At 33.3% G+C, this 16,122-nt stretch carries 15 protein-coding genes; 8 read left to right on the forward strand and 7 right to left on the reverse strand.

Going from position 1 to position 16,122, the window contains the following annotated elements; translation table 11 throughout:
* Window positions 1-310: 310 nt before the first annotated feature.
* A complete protein-coding gene (locus FEM21_RS08715; protein ID WP_035659587.1) occupies window positions 311-1,852 on the reverse strand; it encodes a glycine--tRNA ligase in 1,542 nt (513 codons plus the stop codon).
* Window positions 1,853-1,950: 98 nt separating this feature from the next.
* Between FEM21_RS08715 and FEM21_RS08720 the strand changes: the two genes are divergently transcribed.
* Together FEM21_RS08720 and FEM21_RS08725 are read left to right on the forward strand one after the other, a co-directional pair.
* Window positions 1,951-2,634: a ComF family protein gene (locus tag FEM21_RS08720; RefSeq protein WP_035659589.1), complete on the forward strand. Its 684-nt coding sequence runs from the start codon at window positions 1,951-1,953 to the stop codon at window positions 2,632-2,634.
* 196 nt (window positions 2,635-2,830) lie between these two features.
* The gene (locus FEM21_RS08725) at window positions 2,831-3,439 is read left to right on the forward strand and encodes a superoxide dismutase (protein ID WP_035659590.1); all 609 of its coding nucleotides are present in this window, start codon (window positions 2,831-2,833) and stop codon (window positions 3,437-3,439) included.
* 268 nt (window positions 3,440-3,707) lie between these two features.
* Here the strand turns inward: FEM21_RS08725 and FEM21_RS08730 are convergent, their stop codons facing one another.
* The 4 genes from FEM21_RS08730 to purN all read right to left on the reverse strand — a co-directional run bounded on the left by FEM21_RS08730 (window position 3,708) and on the right by purN (window position 7,741).
* Window positions 3,708-5,606: an amidophosphoribosyltransferase gene (locus FEM21_RS08730; protein WP_035659592.1), complete on the reverse strand. Its 1,899-nt coding sequence runs from the start codon at window positions 5,604-5,606 to the stop codon at window positions 3,708-3,710.
* Between the two features lie 84 nt (window positions 5,607-5,690).
* Complete coding sequence (locus tag FEM21_RS08735; protein ID WP_035659593.1) at window positions 5,691-6,614, reverse strand: PfkB family carbohydrate kinase; 924 nt, start codon at window positions 6,612-6,614, stop codon at window positions 5,691-5,693.
* A 75-nt stretch (window positions 6,615-6,689) separates the two neighbouring features.
* Window positions 6,690-7,169: a ribonuclease HI gene (gene rnhA, locus FEM21_RS08740; protein ID WP_035659594.1), complete on the reverse strand. Its 480-nt coding sequence runs from the start codon at window positions 7,167-7,169 to the stop codon at window positions 6,690-6,692.
* 2 nt (window positions 7,170-7,171) lie between these two features.
* A complete protein-coding gene (gene purN / locus FEM21_RS08745; RefSeq protein ID WP_035659596.1) occupies window positions 7,172-7,741 on the reverse strand; it encodes a phosphoribosylglycinamide formyltransferase in 570 nt (189 codons plus the stop codon).
* 175 nt (window positions 7,742-7,916) lie between these two features.
* On the opposite strand from purN, the gene FEM21_RS08750 reads away from it, so the two are divergent.
* The 5 genes from FEM21_RS08750 (at window position 7,917) to pyk (ending at window position 12,386) form a co-directional block, all read left to right on the forward strand.
* A complete protein-coding gene (locus FEM21_RS08750) occupies window positions 7,917-8,153 on the forward strand; it encodes an acyl carrier protein (protein ID WP_007137004.1) in 237 nt (78 codons plus the stop codon).
* Window positions 8,154-8,337: 184 nt separating this feature from the next.
* On the forward strand, window positions 8,338-9,591 hold the full coding sequence (gene fabF / locus FEM21_RS08755) for a beta-ketoacyl-ACP synthase II (protein WP_035659598.1): 1,254 nt from the start codon (window positions 8,338-8,340) through the stop codon (window positions 9,589-9,591).
* 9 nt (window positions 9,592-9,600) lie between these two features.
* Window positions 9,601-10,341, forward strand: a complete 741-nt coding sequence (locus FEM21_RS08760) for a ribonuclease III family protein (RefSeq protein WP_035659601.1) — start codon at window positions 9,601-9,603, stop codon at window positions 10,339-10,341.
* Window positions 10,342-10,455: 114 nt separating this feature from the next.
* Window positions 10,456-10,944 carry an IPExxxVDY family protein gene (locus FEM21_RS08765; protein ID WP_035659603.1) on the forward strand — a complete coding sequence of 163 codons (489 nt, stop codon included), beginning with the start codon at window positions 10,456-10,458 and terminating at the stop codon, window positions 10,942-10,944.
* 8 nt (window positions 10,945-10,952) lie between these two features.
* Window positions 10,953-12,386, forward strand: a complete 1,434-nt coding sequence (gene pyk / locus FEM21_RS08770; protein ID WP_035659756.1) for a pyruvate kinase — start codon at window positions 10,953-10,955, stop codon at window positions 12,384-12,386.
* An 85-nt stretch (window positions 12,387-12,471) separates the two neighbouring features.
* Here the strand turns inward: pyk and FEM21_RS16210 are convergent, their stop codons facing one another.
* Window positions 12,472-13,833 carry a sensor histidine kinase gene (locus tag FEM21_RS16210; RefSeq protein WP_051627540.1) on the reverse strand — a complete coding sequence of 454 codons (1,362 nt, stop codon included), beginning with the start codon at window positions 13,831-13,833 and terminating at the stop codon, window positions 12,472-12,474.
* A gap of 264 nt (window positions 13,834-14,097) precedes the next feature.
* Here FEM21_RS16210 and FEM21_RS08780 point away from each other — a divergent pair, with 264 nt between their 5' ends.
* Window positions 14,098-14,865: a Bax inhibitor-1/YccA family protein gene (locus tag FEM21_RS08780; RefSeq protein ID WP_035659605.1), complete on the forward strand. Its 768-nt coding sequence runs from the start codon at window positions 14,098-14,100 to the stop codon at window positions 14,863-14,865.
* Window positions 14,866-14,942: 77 nt separating this feature from the next.
* Here FEM21_RS08780 and dinB read toward each other — a convergent pair whose 3' ends face one another.
* On the reverse strand, window positions 14,943-16,025 hold the full coding sequence (gene dinB, locus FEM21_RS08785) for a DNA polymerase IV (RefSeq protein WP_035659608.1): 1,083 nt from the start codon (window positions 16,023-16,025) through the stop codon (window positions 14,943-14,945).
* Between the last annotated feature and the right edge of the window lie 97 nt (window positions 16,026-16,122).

A 16,122-nucleotide genomic window follows, 5' to 3' on the forward strand; every position in this document is an offset into this window, starting at 1 on the left:
AACATAAATGCTTCAACCATCTATTAGAAAATCAATGTGGTAGTTTTGGGAAAACTATACTGAATATTTAGTTAAAAAAACTAACATTCTAGAAGTTAAAAATAAACATTAAACCTTTTTAACCGATTAATTGTCGTTAGAAATCGATTAAATGCGAATAGTGATTGATAAAGGGTAAAAAAAACCGACCAAGAGTAAAATCGCCTTTTTTCATTGCTTAAAATTTTACAATCATTTCTTACACAAGACTATCTAAAACAAAAAAAAGCTCTCCGTTTTGGAGAGCTTCTTACTATAGTATGAAAAAAAATTACATTTTCATTAACCAGTTTTTCGTTGAAACTTCATTTTCGATAATATTTCTTAACTCAGAAATTTTTACGCGATCTTGTTTCATAGTGTCTCTGTGACGAATTGTTACAGTTTGATCTTCGATTGTTTGATGATCTACAGTGATACAAAACGGAGTTCCTAATGCATCCTGTCTTCTGTAACGACGTCCTACAGCATCTTTTTCATCATAAGTCACACTGAAATCCCATTTCAAATCTTCGATTATTTTCTTAGAAATTTCAGGTAATCCATCTTTTTTAACTAATGGTAAAACCGCTGCTTTTGTTGGCGCTAAAACTGCTGGTAGTTTTAAAACTGTTCTTGTTGAACCATCTTCCAAAGTTTCTTCCTGTAAAGATGTTGCAAAAACTGCTAAGAACATTCTATCTAAACCTACCGAAGTTTCTACTACATAAGGAACGTAGTTTTCGTTTAATTCAGGATCAAAATACTGTAATTTTCTACCTGAATATTGTTCATGTGCTTTTAAGTCGAAATCTGTACGAGAGTGAATTCCTTCTAATTCTTTGAATCCAAAAGGAAAATTAAATTCGATATCAGCAGCAGCATTAGCGTAATGAGCTAATTTTTCGTGATCATGAAAACGATAATTTTCTTTTCCTAACCCTAATGATAAATGCCATTTTAAACGCGTTTCTTTCCAGTGCTCGTACCATTTCATTTCTTCGCCTGGACGTACAAAAAACTGCATTTCCATTTGTTCAAATTCACGCATACGGAAAATAAATTGTCTTGCAACAATCTCATTTCTGAACGCTTTACCTGTTTGAGCAATTCCGAAAGGAACTTTCATACGTCCTGATTTCTGAACATTTAAAAAATTCACAAAAATCCCTTGTGCTGTTTCCGGCCGTAAATAAAGATCCATTGCATTTTCAGCAGAAGCTCCTAGTTTAGTTCCGAACATCAAGTTGAACTGCTTAACATCTGTCCAGTTTTTAGAACCCGTTTCAGGATCAGCTATTTCAAGCTCTTCGATCAAAGCTTTTACATCTTCTAAATCTCCGTTTCCTAAAGAACGTCCTAAACGCTCTCTGATTTCTTTTTCGCGTGCTAAATATTCAACTACTCTTGCATTTGTAGTAATAAATTCCTGTTCGTTGAATGCATCCCCAAAACGAGCTTTAGCTTTGTCAATTTCTTTTTGTGCTTTTTGATGAATTTTTTCAGCAAAATCTTCAACCAAAACGTCAGCTCTATATCTTTTTTTAGAATCTTTATTATCAATTAATGGATCATTGAATGCATCAACGTGACCCGAAGCTTTCCAGGTAGTTGGATGCATCAATATTGCAGCATCAAGGCCGACGATATTTTCATTCATCTGAACCATTGATTTCCACCAATATTCACGGATATTCTTTTTTAATTCGACACCGTTTTGTGCGTAATCATATACTGCACTTAAACCATCGTAAACTTCGCTTGACGGAAAAATAAATCCGTACTCTTTTGCGTGCGAAACCACATTCTTAAATATATCTTCTTGTTTTGCCATAGTGGTGCAAAAATAGGAAAAGTGAATTTAAAAAAAAGAAAATAATTAAAGTTTGAAGCATTGATTTTTATAATTTTAGAAATAATAAAGCTCCTGATATGTTTAAAAGCATCATAAACCTATTCTTTCCTAAAAGCTGCTCTGGTTGCGATACTATTTTAGTAGCAAATGAAAAGGTAATTTGTACCATTTGCCGACATAATATTCCGTTGACCAACCATCATTTATTGGAAGAAAATGAAGCTTACAAAAAATTTTATGGCCGAATTCCTGTCGAATATGCCTCAGCATTTTTATATTTTCATAAAAAGGGAATCGTTCAAAAACTCATTCATAATTTAAAGTACAAAGGACATGAAGAAATTGGAACCATTCTTGGCGACTGGTATGCCGAAGATTTAAGAGAAATTCTATCAATTTTAAAAGCAGATGAAATAATTCCAGTTCCGTTGCATCCTAAAAAATTTAAAGAAAGAGGTTATAATCAGGTAAGGACTTTTGGACAATCATTTTCAAAAAATCTACATCTTAACTATAACGAAACGATTCTGTTTCGAAAAGTCTATTCGAAAACCCAATCAAAGAAAAATCTTTTAGGACGAACCGAAGCAATCGATAATATATTTGATGTTCACTATACCGAAAAAGACCACAATAAACATTTTATCCTTATTGATGATGTCATCACAACTGGCGCCACTCTTGAAGCTTGCAGCCATGCTTTGTTGAAAATTCCCGGAGCAAAAATCAGTATTATTTGTATGGCAATGGCACAATCTTAACACTTTTGAAAGTTAAAATTTCAAAATTATTACAAGAACACAAACCACTAATCTCTAGACGAAAAACTACAACCTGCACAATAAAATAACAAAAAAATACATTATTTAATTTATTTAATGAAGCATAGTTTCCAATTACAAATAGAAATGTTTAATTTTGGAATAAATTATTTATAAATCTTAAACAAAAAATATCATGGCTTTTGAATTACCGCAATTACCATATGCGTATGACGCATTAGAACCACATATTGATGCTCGTACAATGGAAATCCACCACACAAAACATCATAATGCGTATACTACTAATCTAAACGCTGCTATTGCAGGTACTGATTTAGAAGGAAAAACAATTGAAAATATCTTAATCAACTTAGATAAATCTAACGCTGCTGTTCGCAACAATGGTGGAGGTTTTTACAATCACAATTTATTCTGGACAGTGATGTCTCCAAACGGTGGCGGATTACCAACAGGTGATTTATTAGCTGCTATCGAAAATGCTTTTGGATCATTCGAAGAATTCAAAGCTAAGTTTGCTAAAGCCGGAGCAACTCAATTTGGTTCAGGATGGGCTTGGCTATGTGTCCAAGAAGGTGGAAAATTGGATGTTTGCGGAACTCCAAATCAAGACAATCCATTAATGCCAGGTGTTGGTTGCGGTGGAACTCCAATCTTAGGAATGGACGTTTGGGAGCACGCTTACTACTTAAACTACCAAAACAGAAGACCTGATTATATTGAAGCTTTTTTCAGTGTAATTAACTGGACTGAAGTAGCTAGAAGATATGCTTCAGAGAAATAATCTAAAGAAATTAGAATAAAGAAAAAAGACGGATGATCAAAGATTATCCGTCTTTTTTTATATCTAAAATCTATTTTCTATTCTCTATATTCTTTTCTTCTTTAAGAAAAATAAAAAAGGTGGAATTGCTTCCACCTTTTTTGCCCCAAATCTACCATAAACTTAACCTACTAATATTATGGTGTAACAAATATATCTTAGTAATATCTTATCTACAAACATTCAAGACAAACAACCTAAAAAACCGATAAATAACTCAAATTATCGATTAGTAAGCTCTTGCATCCTTACCTTCGTAAAAATTCATGAAGGCACGGTTTACCACTCTGTTACCTCCTGGCGTAGGATAATCTCCTGTAAAATACCAGTCTCCTAAGTTTTTAGGACAAGCAACATGTAAATCTTCTACCGTTTGGAAAATGATTTTCACTTCGGCCTTAATTGAAGGAGAACTTAACATTTCGGCAATTTTATCTGAAATCTCCTGATCAGTGAATGGCTCATAAATAGCGTTTACATAATTCACCACATCAGTATCCTTATAATTTTCCTGAGCTTTACATTTAGCATACACTTCATCAACAATATGATACAAGTTTCTTTCTTTCAAAAGTGCTAATGCTGCTCTAAAAGCAACCAGACCTTCTAATTTTGCCATATCGATTCCGTAACAATCAGGGAAACGAATTTGTGGTGCCGAAGAAACAATAACAATTCGTTTTGGATTCAAACGATCCATCATTTTGATGATACTCTTTTTCAGCGTTGTTCCTCTCACGATACTATCATCAATAATAACTAAATTATCCGTTGGCTTGATAACTCCATAAGTCACATCATAAACGTGAGCTACTAAATCATCACGGCTATCATCGGCAGTAATAAAGGTTCTAAGCTTAGCATCTTTAATAGCTACTTTTTCAGTTCTGATTTTTACCGCTAATAATTCCTGTAAGGTTTCTGCAGTTAATGTATTTCTATTCGCTAGAATATAATTATTTTTTCTTTGATTTAAGAAATCCTGAGCTGCTTCAACTAATCCGTAGAAAGAAGTTTCAGCTGTATTAGGAATATATGAGAACACCGTATTATCAGTATCCTGGTCGATTGAATTTAAAACCGCAGGCAAAATCAATTTTCCTAAATTCTTTCTTTCCTGATAAATTTCGGCATCACTACCTCTTGAGAAATAAATACGCTCAAATGAACATGATTTTTTAACCGTAGGAGTTAAAATTTCTTTCATAGAAACTGTTCCGTTTTTCTTGATGATCAAAGCATTTCCCGGATCGATTTCCTGAACACTTTCAAAAGGAACATTAAACACAGTTTGAATAACTGGTCTTTCAGAAGCCACAACAACTACTTCATCATCCTGATAATAATAAGCCGGACGAATTCCTGCCGGATCTCTAAAAACAAAAGCATCTCCATGACCTAATAAACCAGCCATTGCATAACCTCCATCTAAGTTTTTAGCAGAACGAGCCAGTATTTTAGCAATATCTAAACGTTCAGCAATTACAGGCGAAGCACTTTGTTTAGAATAACCTTCAGCCTTACAATCCTGATACAACTGCATCACTTCTTTATCTAAAAAGTGACCTATTTTTTCCATTACTGTAACTGTATCCGCCATTTCTTTTGGATGCTGCCCTAATTCAACCAAATTTTGAAAAAGCTCTTTAACATTTGTCATATTAAAGTTTCCTGCCAAAATAAGGTTACGATGCATCCAGTTACTTTGTCTCAAGAAAGGATGTACGCTTTCAATACTATTTTTTCCAAAAGTTCCATAACGAACGTGACCTAAAAACAATTCTCCTATATAAGGAATATTAGCCTTTTGTGCCGCTACATCATCTGCATATTCCGGGTGCGCTGTCAACTCTTCATTCACTCTTTCGTTAATTTGAGCAAATACATCCTGAATAGGCTGTGATTGATTAGAACGCACTCTGCTGATGTATCTTTCCCCAGGTTCAACATCTAGTTTTATACTGGCAAAACCGGCACCATCTTGTCCGCGATTATGCTGTTTCTCCATCATTAGATACATTTTTTGTATCCCGTAAAAAGCAGAACCATACTTTTCCTTGTAAAATTCAAGCGGTTTAAGTAGTCTAACTAAAGCTATTCCACATTCATGTTTTAAAGCGTCGCTCATTGTAATAATATTTGTGTTGTGTGAGTTTTATACTAATAAGAACAATACTAATTAAAAAAGCCCCGTTTCCGAGGCTTCAAGGCATTATAATTCTATATCAAATTGTGTCAATGACTTAAATTGCTTTAGTCGGGACACAACCTCTTTTTTATCTAAACCAACCATTCGTTCAGTTCCAAATTTCTCTACGCAAAAGGAAGCTAAATTAGAACCGTAAATAATCGCATTTTTCATATTTTCGAAAGAAACATTCTCGCTTTGAGTAATAAACCCTGCAAATCCTCCTGCAAAGGTATCTCCCGCTCCTGTTGGGTCAAATACTTCTTCTAAAGGCAATGCCGGAGCAAAAAACACATTATTACCATGAAATAACAATGCACCGTGCTCTCCTTTTTTAATAACAACATATTCAGGACCCATAGCCTGAATTTTTGCTGCTGCTTTTACTAAAGAATATTCACCCGAAAGTTGTCTTGCTTCTTCATCATTAACTGTAATTACGTCTACACGTTTAATTACGTCTAACAATTCAGGTAATGCGCAATCCATCCAGAAATTCATAGTATCTAAAACTACTAATTTTGGTTTGCTTTCTAATTGATCTAAAACACTGCTTTGTACTATTGGATGTAAGTTTCCTAACATCACCACATCGGCATTTTTATAATTTTCAGGAACTTTTGGCTGAAAATCTGCCAATGTATTTAATTCAGTTACTAAAGTATCTCTTGAATTCAAATCATTATGGTAACGACCGCTCCAAAAGAAAGTTTTCCCTCCTTTTACTACTTCAAGTCCGGAAATATCAATATTTCTTTCAGTAAATAAATCTAAATATTCTTGAGGAAAATCATCGCCTACCACTGAGACGATAGCTGATTGTAAGTTAAAAAAAGCCGCTGAAAGTCCGATATAAGTTCCAGCTCCACCCAAAATCTTATCGGTTTTTCCGAATGGGGTTTCAATTGCGTCGAAAGCAACTGTTCCAACAATCAATAATTTATTCATTTGATGAATTTCGAATTAAAGTGCAAAGATAGTTCATAAGTTACAATCTTGCAAAAGTTAAAATCGACAAAATTATCACAAAATTCTACCCTCTTCATTCTCATAAAAAGCATCTATTGACAAGGCTTTTTGGTTTGACGCAAAAACCGCTAAAGCATCGCAACGCTCGTTTTGGGGATGATTATTATGTCCTTTTATCCACTTGAAATCAACCTGATGCTTTCTATAAACTACCAGAAACCGTTTCCATAAATCGGGATTTTTTCTAGCTGCAAAGCCTTTCTTTTCCCAACCTAAAACCCATTTCTTAACCACTGAATCTACTACATATTTTGAATCTGAAATCACCAAAACTTTCATATTGGGATTTTTCAGTTTTTCGAGTCCCACAATTACAGCCAGTAATTCCATCCTGTTATTAGTAGTATGCCTGAAACCTTCATAAAATTCTTTTTTATGCGAAGTTCCTACTAATTCCATAACTACACCATAACCTCCAGGTCCGGGATTTCCCTTTGCAGCGCCATCAGTATATATATGTACTTGATAATCCAAACTTATGATTTAGCTTTTAACACGTCCTCAACAACACCCGGAAAATATCTCTGTTCTAATTCATGGATTTTTTCAGCTACAACTTCTGGTGTATCAGTTCCTAAAACTGTTACTTGTTTTTGAAAAATAATAGCTCCTTCATCATAATTCTCATTAACATAATGAATAGTTATACCTGTTTCTTTCTCTTTATTTTCAACAATTGCTCTGTGTACATGCATTCCATACATTCCTTTTCCGCCATATTTAGGCAACAAAGCCGGATGAATATTAATAATACTATCTGGATAAGTTGCAACAAGTTCGTCAGGAAACTTCAATAAAAACCCTGCTAAAACAATTAAATCAGGCTGAATATCTTTTACTTTTTGTATTAAAGCACTTTCATTAAGATCCGCTTTTGTAAAAATCTCAACCGGAACAGCATTATTTTTAGCTCTTTCTATCACTCCGGCTTTGGCATTATTAGTAAAAACACTAACCACTTCTCCAATAGCACCTCCTTTAAAATGTTTTATAATATTTTCAGCATTTGTCCCAGATCCAGAAGCAAAAACAACTATTTTTTTCATAATTCATCTCGTTTTAGTCACACAAAAAAAAGAATAAAAAACGAAATTAAATAACATTGAGAAGTCTTTGTTCAAAATTATTTTTTATTTTAGATGTCACATTTATCAACTAAATGATTGTTTTAAAATAAAGTTTTTTATTTTTGCCCCAAATTAAATTCTAAAATTAAAGATTATGTCAGACATTGCATCAAGAGTAAAAGCGATTATCGTAGACAAATTAGGCGTTGACGAAAACGAAGTTGTAACAGAAGCAAGCTTCACTAATGATTTAGGAGCTGACTCATTAGACACTGTTGAGCTTATTATGGAGTTCGAAAAAGAATTTGACATTCAAATTCCAGACGATCAAGCTGAAAACATTGCTACTGTTGGTCAAGCTATTTCTTACATCGAAGAAGCTAAAAAATAATAAACTCACACCCGGTTTTAAAATTTAATTTTTAAATATCGGGTGTTATTATTTTTTTTAAAAATCAAAAATCCGATTGAATTTCAATCAATTACACATAAAAAACACCCATGGCTCTTAGGTTTTTAAAACACAAAAGAAAGCGTGGGTTTTGTTTGTTTAAAGATAATAAAATACAGAATATATGGTATTAAAACGAGTTGTTGTAACAGGTTTAGGTGCTCTTACTCCTATTGGAAACAATATTGAAGAGTATTGGAATGGTCTAATTAACGGAGTTAGTGGGGCTGCACCAATAACTTATTTTGATGCTTCAAAATTTAGAACCCAATTTGCCTGCGAACTTAAAAACTTCAATGTTGAAGATTTCATAGACCGTAAAGAAGCCCGAAAAATGGATCGTTATGCACAATATGCCATTGTTTCTTCTGACGAAGCAATGAAAGATGCTAATTTTGATCTTGATACAATTGACAAAGACCGTGCAGGAGTAATTTGGGGTTCAGGAATTGGCGGATTAGAAACTTTTCAAATAGAAGTTCTTAATTTTTCTGCTGGTGACGGATCACCTCGATTCAATCCTTTCTTTATCCCAAAAATGATCGCTGATATTGCCGGCGGACATATTTCGATAAAATACGGCTTCAGAGGTCCTAACTTTACAACAGTTTCTGCTTGTGCATCTTCAACAAATGCATTAATCGACGCATTCAACTACATCCGTTTAGGTCATGCTGACATTATTGTAACTGGAGGTTCTGAAGCTGCGGTAACTATTGCAGGTATGGGAGGATTTAATGCAATGCACGCTTTATCTACAAGAAACGATGATCCAAAAACAGCTTCAAGACCAATGGATAAAGACCGTGACGGATTTGTACTAGGAGAAGGAGCAGGAGCAATTATTCTTGAAGAATACGAGCACGCTGTTGCACGTGGTGCTAAAATCTATTGCGAAATAGGTGGTGGTGGTATGTCAGCTGATGCACATCATATCACAGCTCCACACCCAGAAGGATTAGGCGCGAAAAATGTAATGCTAAACTGTTTAAGAGATGCTGGTTTAAAACCAACTGACGTTGACGGAGTAAACATGCACGGAACTTCAACTCCTCTTGGAGACATGGCAGAAAGTAAAGCAATTGAACAAGTTTTTGGAGAACATGCTTATTCCATGAATTTGAATTCAACAAAATCTATGACAGGTCACTTATTAGGTGCTGCAGGAGCAATTGAAACAATTTCGGCAATTCTTTCTATAAAACACGGAATCGTTCCTCCTACAATTAATCATTTTACAGATGATGAAAAAATTGACTCTAAGTTAAACTTCACTTTCAACAAAGCTCAAAAAAGAGATATGAATGTTGTTATGAGTAATACTTTTGGTTTTGGAGGTCATAATGCTTGTGTATTAGTAAAAAAATTAGGATTCTAATTTGATACTATGAGTATATTCAAAAAAATATTCAAGAAATCCCGTTCTCAAGAAGACGGGATTTTTTTTGATGCTATCCAAAAAATACTTGGCTTCCCTCCTAATGAGTTAATTCATTACCAAAAAGCATTCACGCATCGTTCCTCCGGAAAACTAGATTCCACAGGAAATCCTGTAAGTTATGAGCGTTTAGAATTTTTAGGTGATGCGATGTTAAGCTCAGTAATTGCAGCACATTTATTTAACGAAGCCCCTTTTGGAGACGAAGGTTATCTTACTAAAATGCGCTCTAAAATTGTGAGTAGAGAACATTTGAATGAATTAGGAAAAGATCTGGACTTAATTCGGTTTGTAGAGAGCAAAGTTCCGGTACAGCATTTTGGTGAAAACATACACGGAAATATTTTCGAATCACTCATTGGCGCCATTTATTTAGACAAAGGTTATCCTTTTTGCGAAAAATTTATTCATCAAAAAGTAATCATTCCGTATGTTGATATCTCAAGACTGGAAGGTAAGGTAATTAGCTATAAAAGTTTGATTATTGAATGGTGTCAAAAAGAGAAAAAGCTATTTCATTATGATATTTTTGAGGACAATGCCATAGACGGACAACGCTTATTTGGAGTAAAACTAAGCATTGACGGAAAAGTAGTTGCAAAAGCGAGAGCAACTTCTAAAAAGAAAGCCGAAGAAAAAGCTTCTCAGCGTGCCTATTTTGCTTTTCAGGAAAAAATGGACAAAAAATAAGACTAAATTCCTCAAAACTATAACGTTTTCGTTTTAAATTTAACGAAATGATTATATTTTCAACACTTAAACTTCGACAGAAATAGTATATTTACATCTTTATTTTTAATGAAGATGGCTGTTCATAAATTAAGTCTTGACGAATTTGATGAGATTGATTACAATCTTATTGCAATTCACACTTCTTTAGAAGATTACCGATTGGCATATTTTATCAATCAAAAACTTCCTGTAAATCTGGCGAAGAGCGCTGATGAAGTTCAAATAAATATCAAAGAAGGAGAAACAAAATTTTCAAGGTTTTACTTTTATGACGAAGAAAATACAGTAGCCTGGAATTTAGTTCAAAATAGAAACGAGGTCTATCAAGAACAAAACAATCAAGTACAGGATTTATTTTCAAATTCAACCGAAGGTATTTCGACAAAAGTATATTTATTGCCGGAATTTAAAAAAGCCGACTATTTTTTAAAAATAGACAATACTGATGACAGCATTGATGTCAATCAAATAAAAATGATATTAAATACAATAGACAATATAACAACAGTATATACTGTTGAAACAAGACAAATAAAATCTAAAAACAATCTAATTTTTTAATGCAAATGATTACAACAAACAAGAAAACTAAAATTGTGGCTACCCTTGGGCCTGCTTGCGGCACAAGAGAAATCATAAAGGACATGGTTGAAGCTGGTGTAAACGTATTTAGAATTAACTTCTCACATGCTGATTATACTGATGTAGAAAACAGAATTCAAATTATTCGTGATCTTAATGAAGAATTTGGCTACACAACAGCTATCCTTGCCGACTTACAAGGCCCTAAACTTCGTGTTGGTGTAATGAATGATGGTGTTTTTGTTAATGATGGTGATTTAATCACATTCACAACTGCCGAAGACATTATAGGTACTGCCGAAAGAGTTTTCATGAAATACCAAAACTTTCCTAACGATGTAAATCCAGGGGAAAGAATTTTATTAGATGACGGAAAATTAATTTTCGAAATTGTATCTACTGACAAAAAATCAGAAGTGGTTGCTAAAGTAATTCAAGGTGGAGAATTAAAATCTAAAAAAGGTGTTAACCTTCCTAATACTAAAATCTCTCTTCCGGCTTTGACTGAAAAAGATATTGCTGATGCTATTTTTGCTATTGGTCAAAAAGTAGACTGGATTGCACTTTCATTTGTAAAAACTCCACGTGATTTACAAGACTTACAAGAATTAATTGCTGAGCACGCTGAAAATAAAATTCCAATTGTTGCCAAAATCGAAATGCCAGAAGCATTAGAAAACATGGACAAAATTGTAGCTTATTGTGATGCATTAATGGTAGCCCGTGGAGATCTAGGAGTAGAACTTCCTGCTCACGAAGTACCATTGGTTCAAAAAGACTTGATTCGCAGAGCTAAAACAGCAAGAATTCCTGTTATTGTTGCTACACAAATGATGGAGACGATGATCAACAGTTTGACTCCTACAAGAGCCGAAGTAAATGACGTAGCTAACTCTGTAATGGACGGTGCCGATGCAGTAATGCTTTCTGGAGAAACTGCTGCTGGAAATTACCCAGTTCAGGTAATCCAAAAAATGACACAAATTTGTGAGGCTGTAGAAAACTCTGAATTAATTCAGGTTCCACAAAACACACCACAAATCAAAACTAAACGTTTTATTACTAAAACTATTTGTCGTCAGGCAGCAATTATGGCTAACTCTATTGAAGCAAAAGCCATCTCTACAATGACTAATAGTGGTTATACTGCTTTCCAATTATCAGCTTGGAGACCTAGTACTGCTGAGATTTTAGTTTTTACTTCAAACAAAAGAATTCTTACTCAATTAAGTTTACTTTGGGGAGTTAGAACTTATTTCTACGATAGCGAAGAAAGCACCGACAATACAGTTATTGATATCAACAGAATAGCAAAAGAAAAAGGACATGTTGTTACAGGTGATTATATCATCAACTTAGCTTCTATGCCAATTTCTGAAAAAGGAATGGTAAACACCATGAGAGTTTCTGAAATTAGCTAATCCTATTTCATTGAATATAAAAAATCCGTCCCGATTATTCGAGACGGATTTTTTTGTTTCTGAAAAACTTCCGGTTAAACTTTTATCACAGTGGCAATGTAAATTTAAAAGTACTTCCTTTTCCTAGCTCACTTTCGGCCCAAATTTCACCATCATGTTTTTTTACAAATTCGCTACAAAGTAACAATCCGAGTCCTGTTCCTATTTCATCTTCTGTTCCTCTTTGCGTTACTTTTCCATTTATTTTAAATAGTTTAGCTTTAATTTCATCTGAAATCCCAACACCTGTATCTGTAATAGATACAACAGCTCTTTGAGTTTGCTTTTCCATTCTTACAGTTACTTCTCCATCTTTTTTAGTAAATTTAATAGCATTAGTTAGTAAATTTCGAACAATGGTATCAATCATATTTTTATCTGCCTGAACTTCAATAAATTCAGCCGATTCAAATAAAAGCGTTATATTTTTATTTAATGCCGCATTCTTATTGAACTCTACATTCTCTTTAATTAATGCATTTAAACCAATTTTTCTCGGACTAAACTCAATCATTCCCGTTTGAACCTGAGACCAGTCTAAAAGATTTTCAAGCAACTTGTAGCTATTCTTACTCGACTGATGAAGCATTTGGCTAATCTCCTTAATTTCCTCATTACTGTATTCATCAAAATTCTCGGCTAAAATTTCCGAAAGTCCCACTGAACCTCCCAAAGGCCCTCTTAAATCATGAGCAATGATAGAAAAAAACTGATTTCTGTCTTTTAAAAGTTTTTTGATTTTAAGATCTTGCTTTTCTTTTATTAATAACAAAAAACCAACTGTACTTGTTAACGATAATAAAAACAAACTAATGTTATAAAAACCATCAAAAATACCATGTGCAAAAAAGCTCTTTTGAGGATTGAAATAATTAAAAACTACACGAAGTACAAGCAAAATTTCAAAAGCAGCGAAACAAAACCCGTAAAAAAACCTGAAGAAATTATGCCCTCTTTCAGTAAAATATTTAATCGTTGGTCGTAAATAAATAGCAAACAAACCTATTGCAGCTATCAAAACTCTTGTATTAATAGTACTTTCTAAAAATGTTGCTATGTTAAAAGCTATAATCGCAGTAATTGTGATTCCTATTTGAATCTTGATTGATTGCTTCGATTTCGTTTTTAACATCGACAACACTGCCATAGTTTCATAACAGCAAGAAGAAAAAACAATCGAATTAGCAATATTTATCGAAATAAAATCAGGAATTATATTTCTTAAAAAAAGAAATATCCAGCCAATTGTCAATAATAATTTTCCATAGCCAAACCAATTTAAGATCTTCTTACTATCACTAGTGGCATACGAAAACGAATAACTAAAAATAAGAATGCAAACAAATAAGTTCCCTAAAAAATAAAGTTGGAAAACAGTTTTGGGGTCAATCAGTAAAAATTGAAACATTAAAATTTATTAAAAAAAATCAATGGGTAAATGTACAAATTAAGAGAACATTTCAAACTTATTTATGTTTAATTTTCATATTTATTCTCTAGCTAAGTATCTAATTAATAGTTAAGAAGAAAATTATTTCAAAACAAAAAACATTTTGTTTTATGGTTACTTATAAATCCATCTAAAAAACTGCTTTTTGAAAAATTAAGAAGAATTAAACAGCTATCTTGAAAAATATCTTTTATATTTGATGCAATAAAAATCGTTCAAATTATGAATTTTCAATCCAAAAACCCATTTTTAAACAATAAAAGCTTTTCGCCAACATCCAGAGCAGAGCAAGTTCATGAAGCCACTGTAATTGGTTACGACCAAAACATGACACTTTCAGGCACAATCAACAAAACGCTTTTATTATTTTTATTACTTACCGCATCAGCAATGGTTATCTGGTGGTTAGCCTTTAATGGATTAAACCCAATAGTTCCCGCAATTGGTGGTGCAATTATAGGATTAATTTTGGTTGTAATATCTGCTTTTAAACCGCAATATTCTGGTTATTTAGCACCTGGATATGCCTTATTTGAAGGTTTATTTATTGGAGGAATTTCGGCTATTTTTGAAGCACGTTATCCTGGAATTGTTATTCAGGCTGTTGGAGCAACGTTTGTAACCTTTGCCGTTTGTTTAGGATTATATAAATACCAAATTGTAAAAGTAACCGAACAATTTAAATCAGTTGTAATCGCTGCAACATTAGCCATTGCAACTTATTATTTAATTTCATGGTTATTTTCTATGTTTACCAGTTTTGTTCCTGTTCATCACGGAAACTCAATGATGAGTATTGGTATCAGTGTTTTTGTAATTATCATTGCAGCTCTAAACTTATTCTTAGATTTTGATCGTATCGAACAAGGTGTACAACAAAGAATGCCAAAATACATGGAATGGTTTGGCGCAATGGGATTAATGATTACTTTAGTTTGGTTATATATCGAATTTTTAAGATTGTTATCTAAACTTTCAAGCAAAGATTAATAAAGAGAGTTATTTTTTATAAAATATTGAACCGCAAATTTGCATATGATTATAATCTGCAAATTTGCGGTTTCTTTTTAAAAATCAAATTTCAACTGAACAACTACTGCTTTCTTCACTTCGGTATTTAAATTACTCATCGAAATTCCTAGTAATCGGACAGAATCCTTCATTTTTTCCTGAAACAATAATTCCTTTACGTTCTCTAAAATTAATCCTTTATCATCAATAAAATAAGGCAAAGTTTTACTTCGGGTCTGTTGGCTAAAATCGCTATATTTAATTTTTAAAGTTACCGTTTTTCCCGAAACATTATATCTTTTAAGCCTTCGTTCCAAACTATTTGCAATAAGTTCCAATTGTTCCAACATAAAAATTTCCGAAGAAAGATTGACTTCAAAAGTATGTTCGGCAGCTACTGATTTTGCTATACGACTCGATTTTACTTCACTATTATGAATGCCGCGAACTACATGGTAATAGTAATTTCCGGATTTTCCAAAATGTTTTTCTAGAAACTCCAGCGATTTATTTTTTAATTCCAATCCTGTAAAAATACCCAGCTGATACATTTTTTCGGTAGTTACTTTACCAACTCCATAAAACTTTCGAATAGGTAAAACTTCCAAAAAAGGAATAATTTCTTCGGGAGTAACCGTTTTTTGCCCATTAGGTTTATTAAAATCACTGGCAATTTTAGCAACAAATTTATTCACAGAAATTCCAGCCGAAGCCGTCAAACCTACTTCATTAAAAATACGATTTCTAATTTCCTGTGCCAATAAACTCGCACTCGGATTTCCTTTTTTATTTTGGGTTACATCAAGATAAGCTTCATCAAGCGAAAGCGGCTCAACCAAATCAGTATAATCACGAAAAATTTTATGAATTTGTGCCGAAATCTCTTTGTAACGATCAAATCGGGGTGGTACAAAAATAAGTTCCGGACAATATTTCTTTGCCAAAACACCACTTATTGCTGAGCGAACTCCAAATTTTCTAGCCTCATAACTCGCAGCCGATACCACACCACGCATTTCTGATCCGCCTACAGCAATGGGTTTTCCACGTAACTCGGGATTATCCATTTGCTCCACAGAAGCATAAAAAGCATCCATGTCGATGTGTATTATTTTTCTATTTGGATTCATTTCAGGCATGTTACAAATTTATAGTCAATTTGTCAAAATGAAATCAAATACCCTTAAAATATTTAATACATTTGAAGTCCAAAAACTTAGTCCAGACAGCCCTGAA

The organism is Flavobacterium seoulense (assembly GCF_000695795.1).
Classification (GTDB): Bacteria; Bacteroidota; Bacteroidia; order Flavobacteriales; family Flavobacteriaceae; genus Flavobacterium; species Flavobacterium seoulense.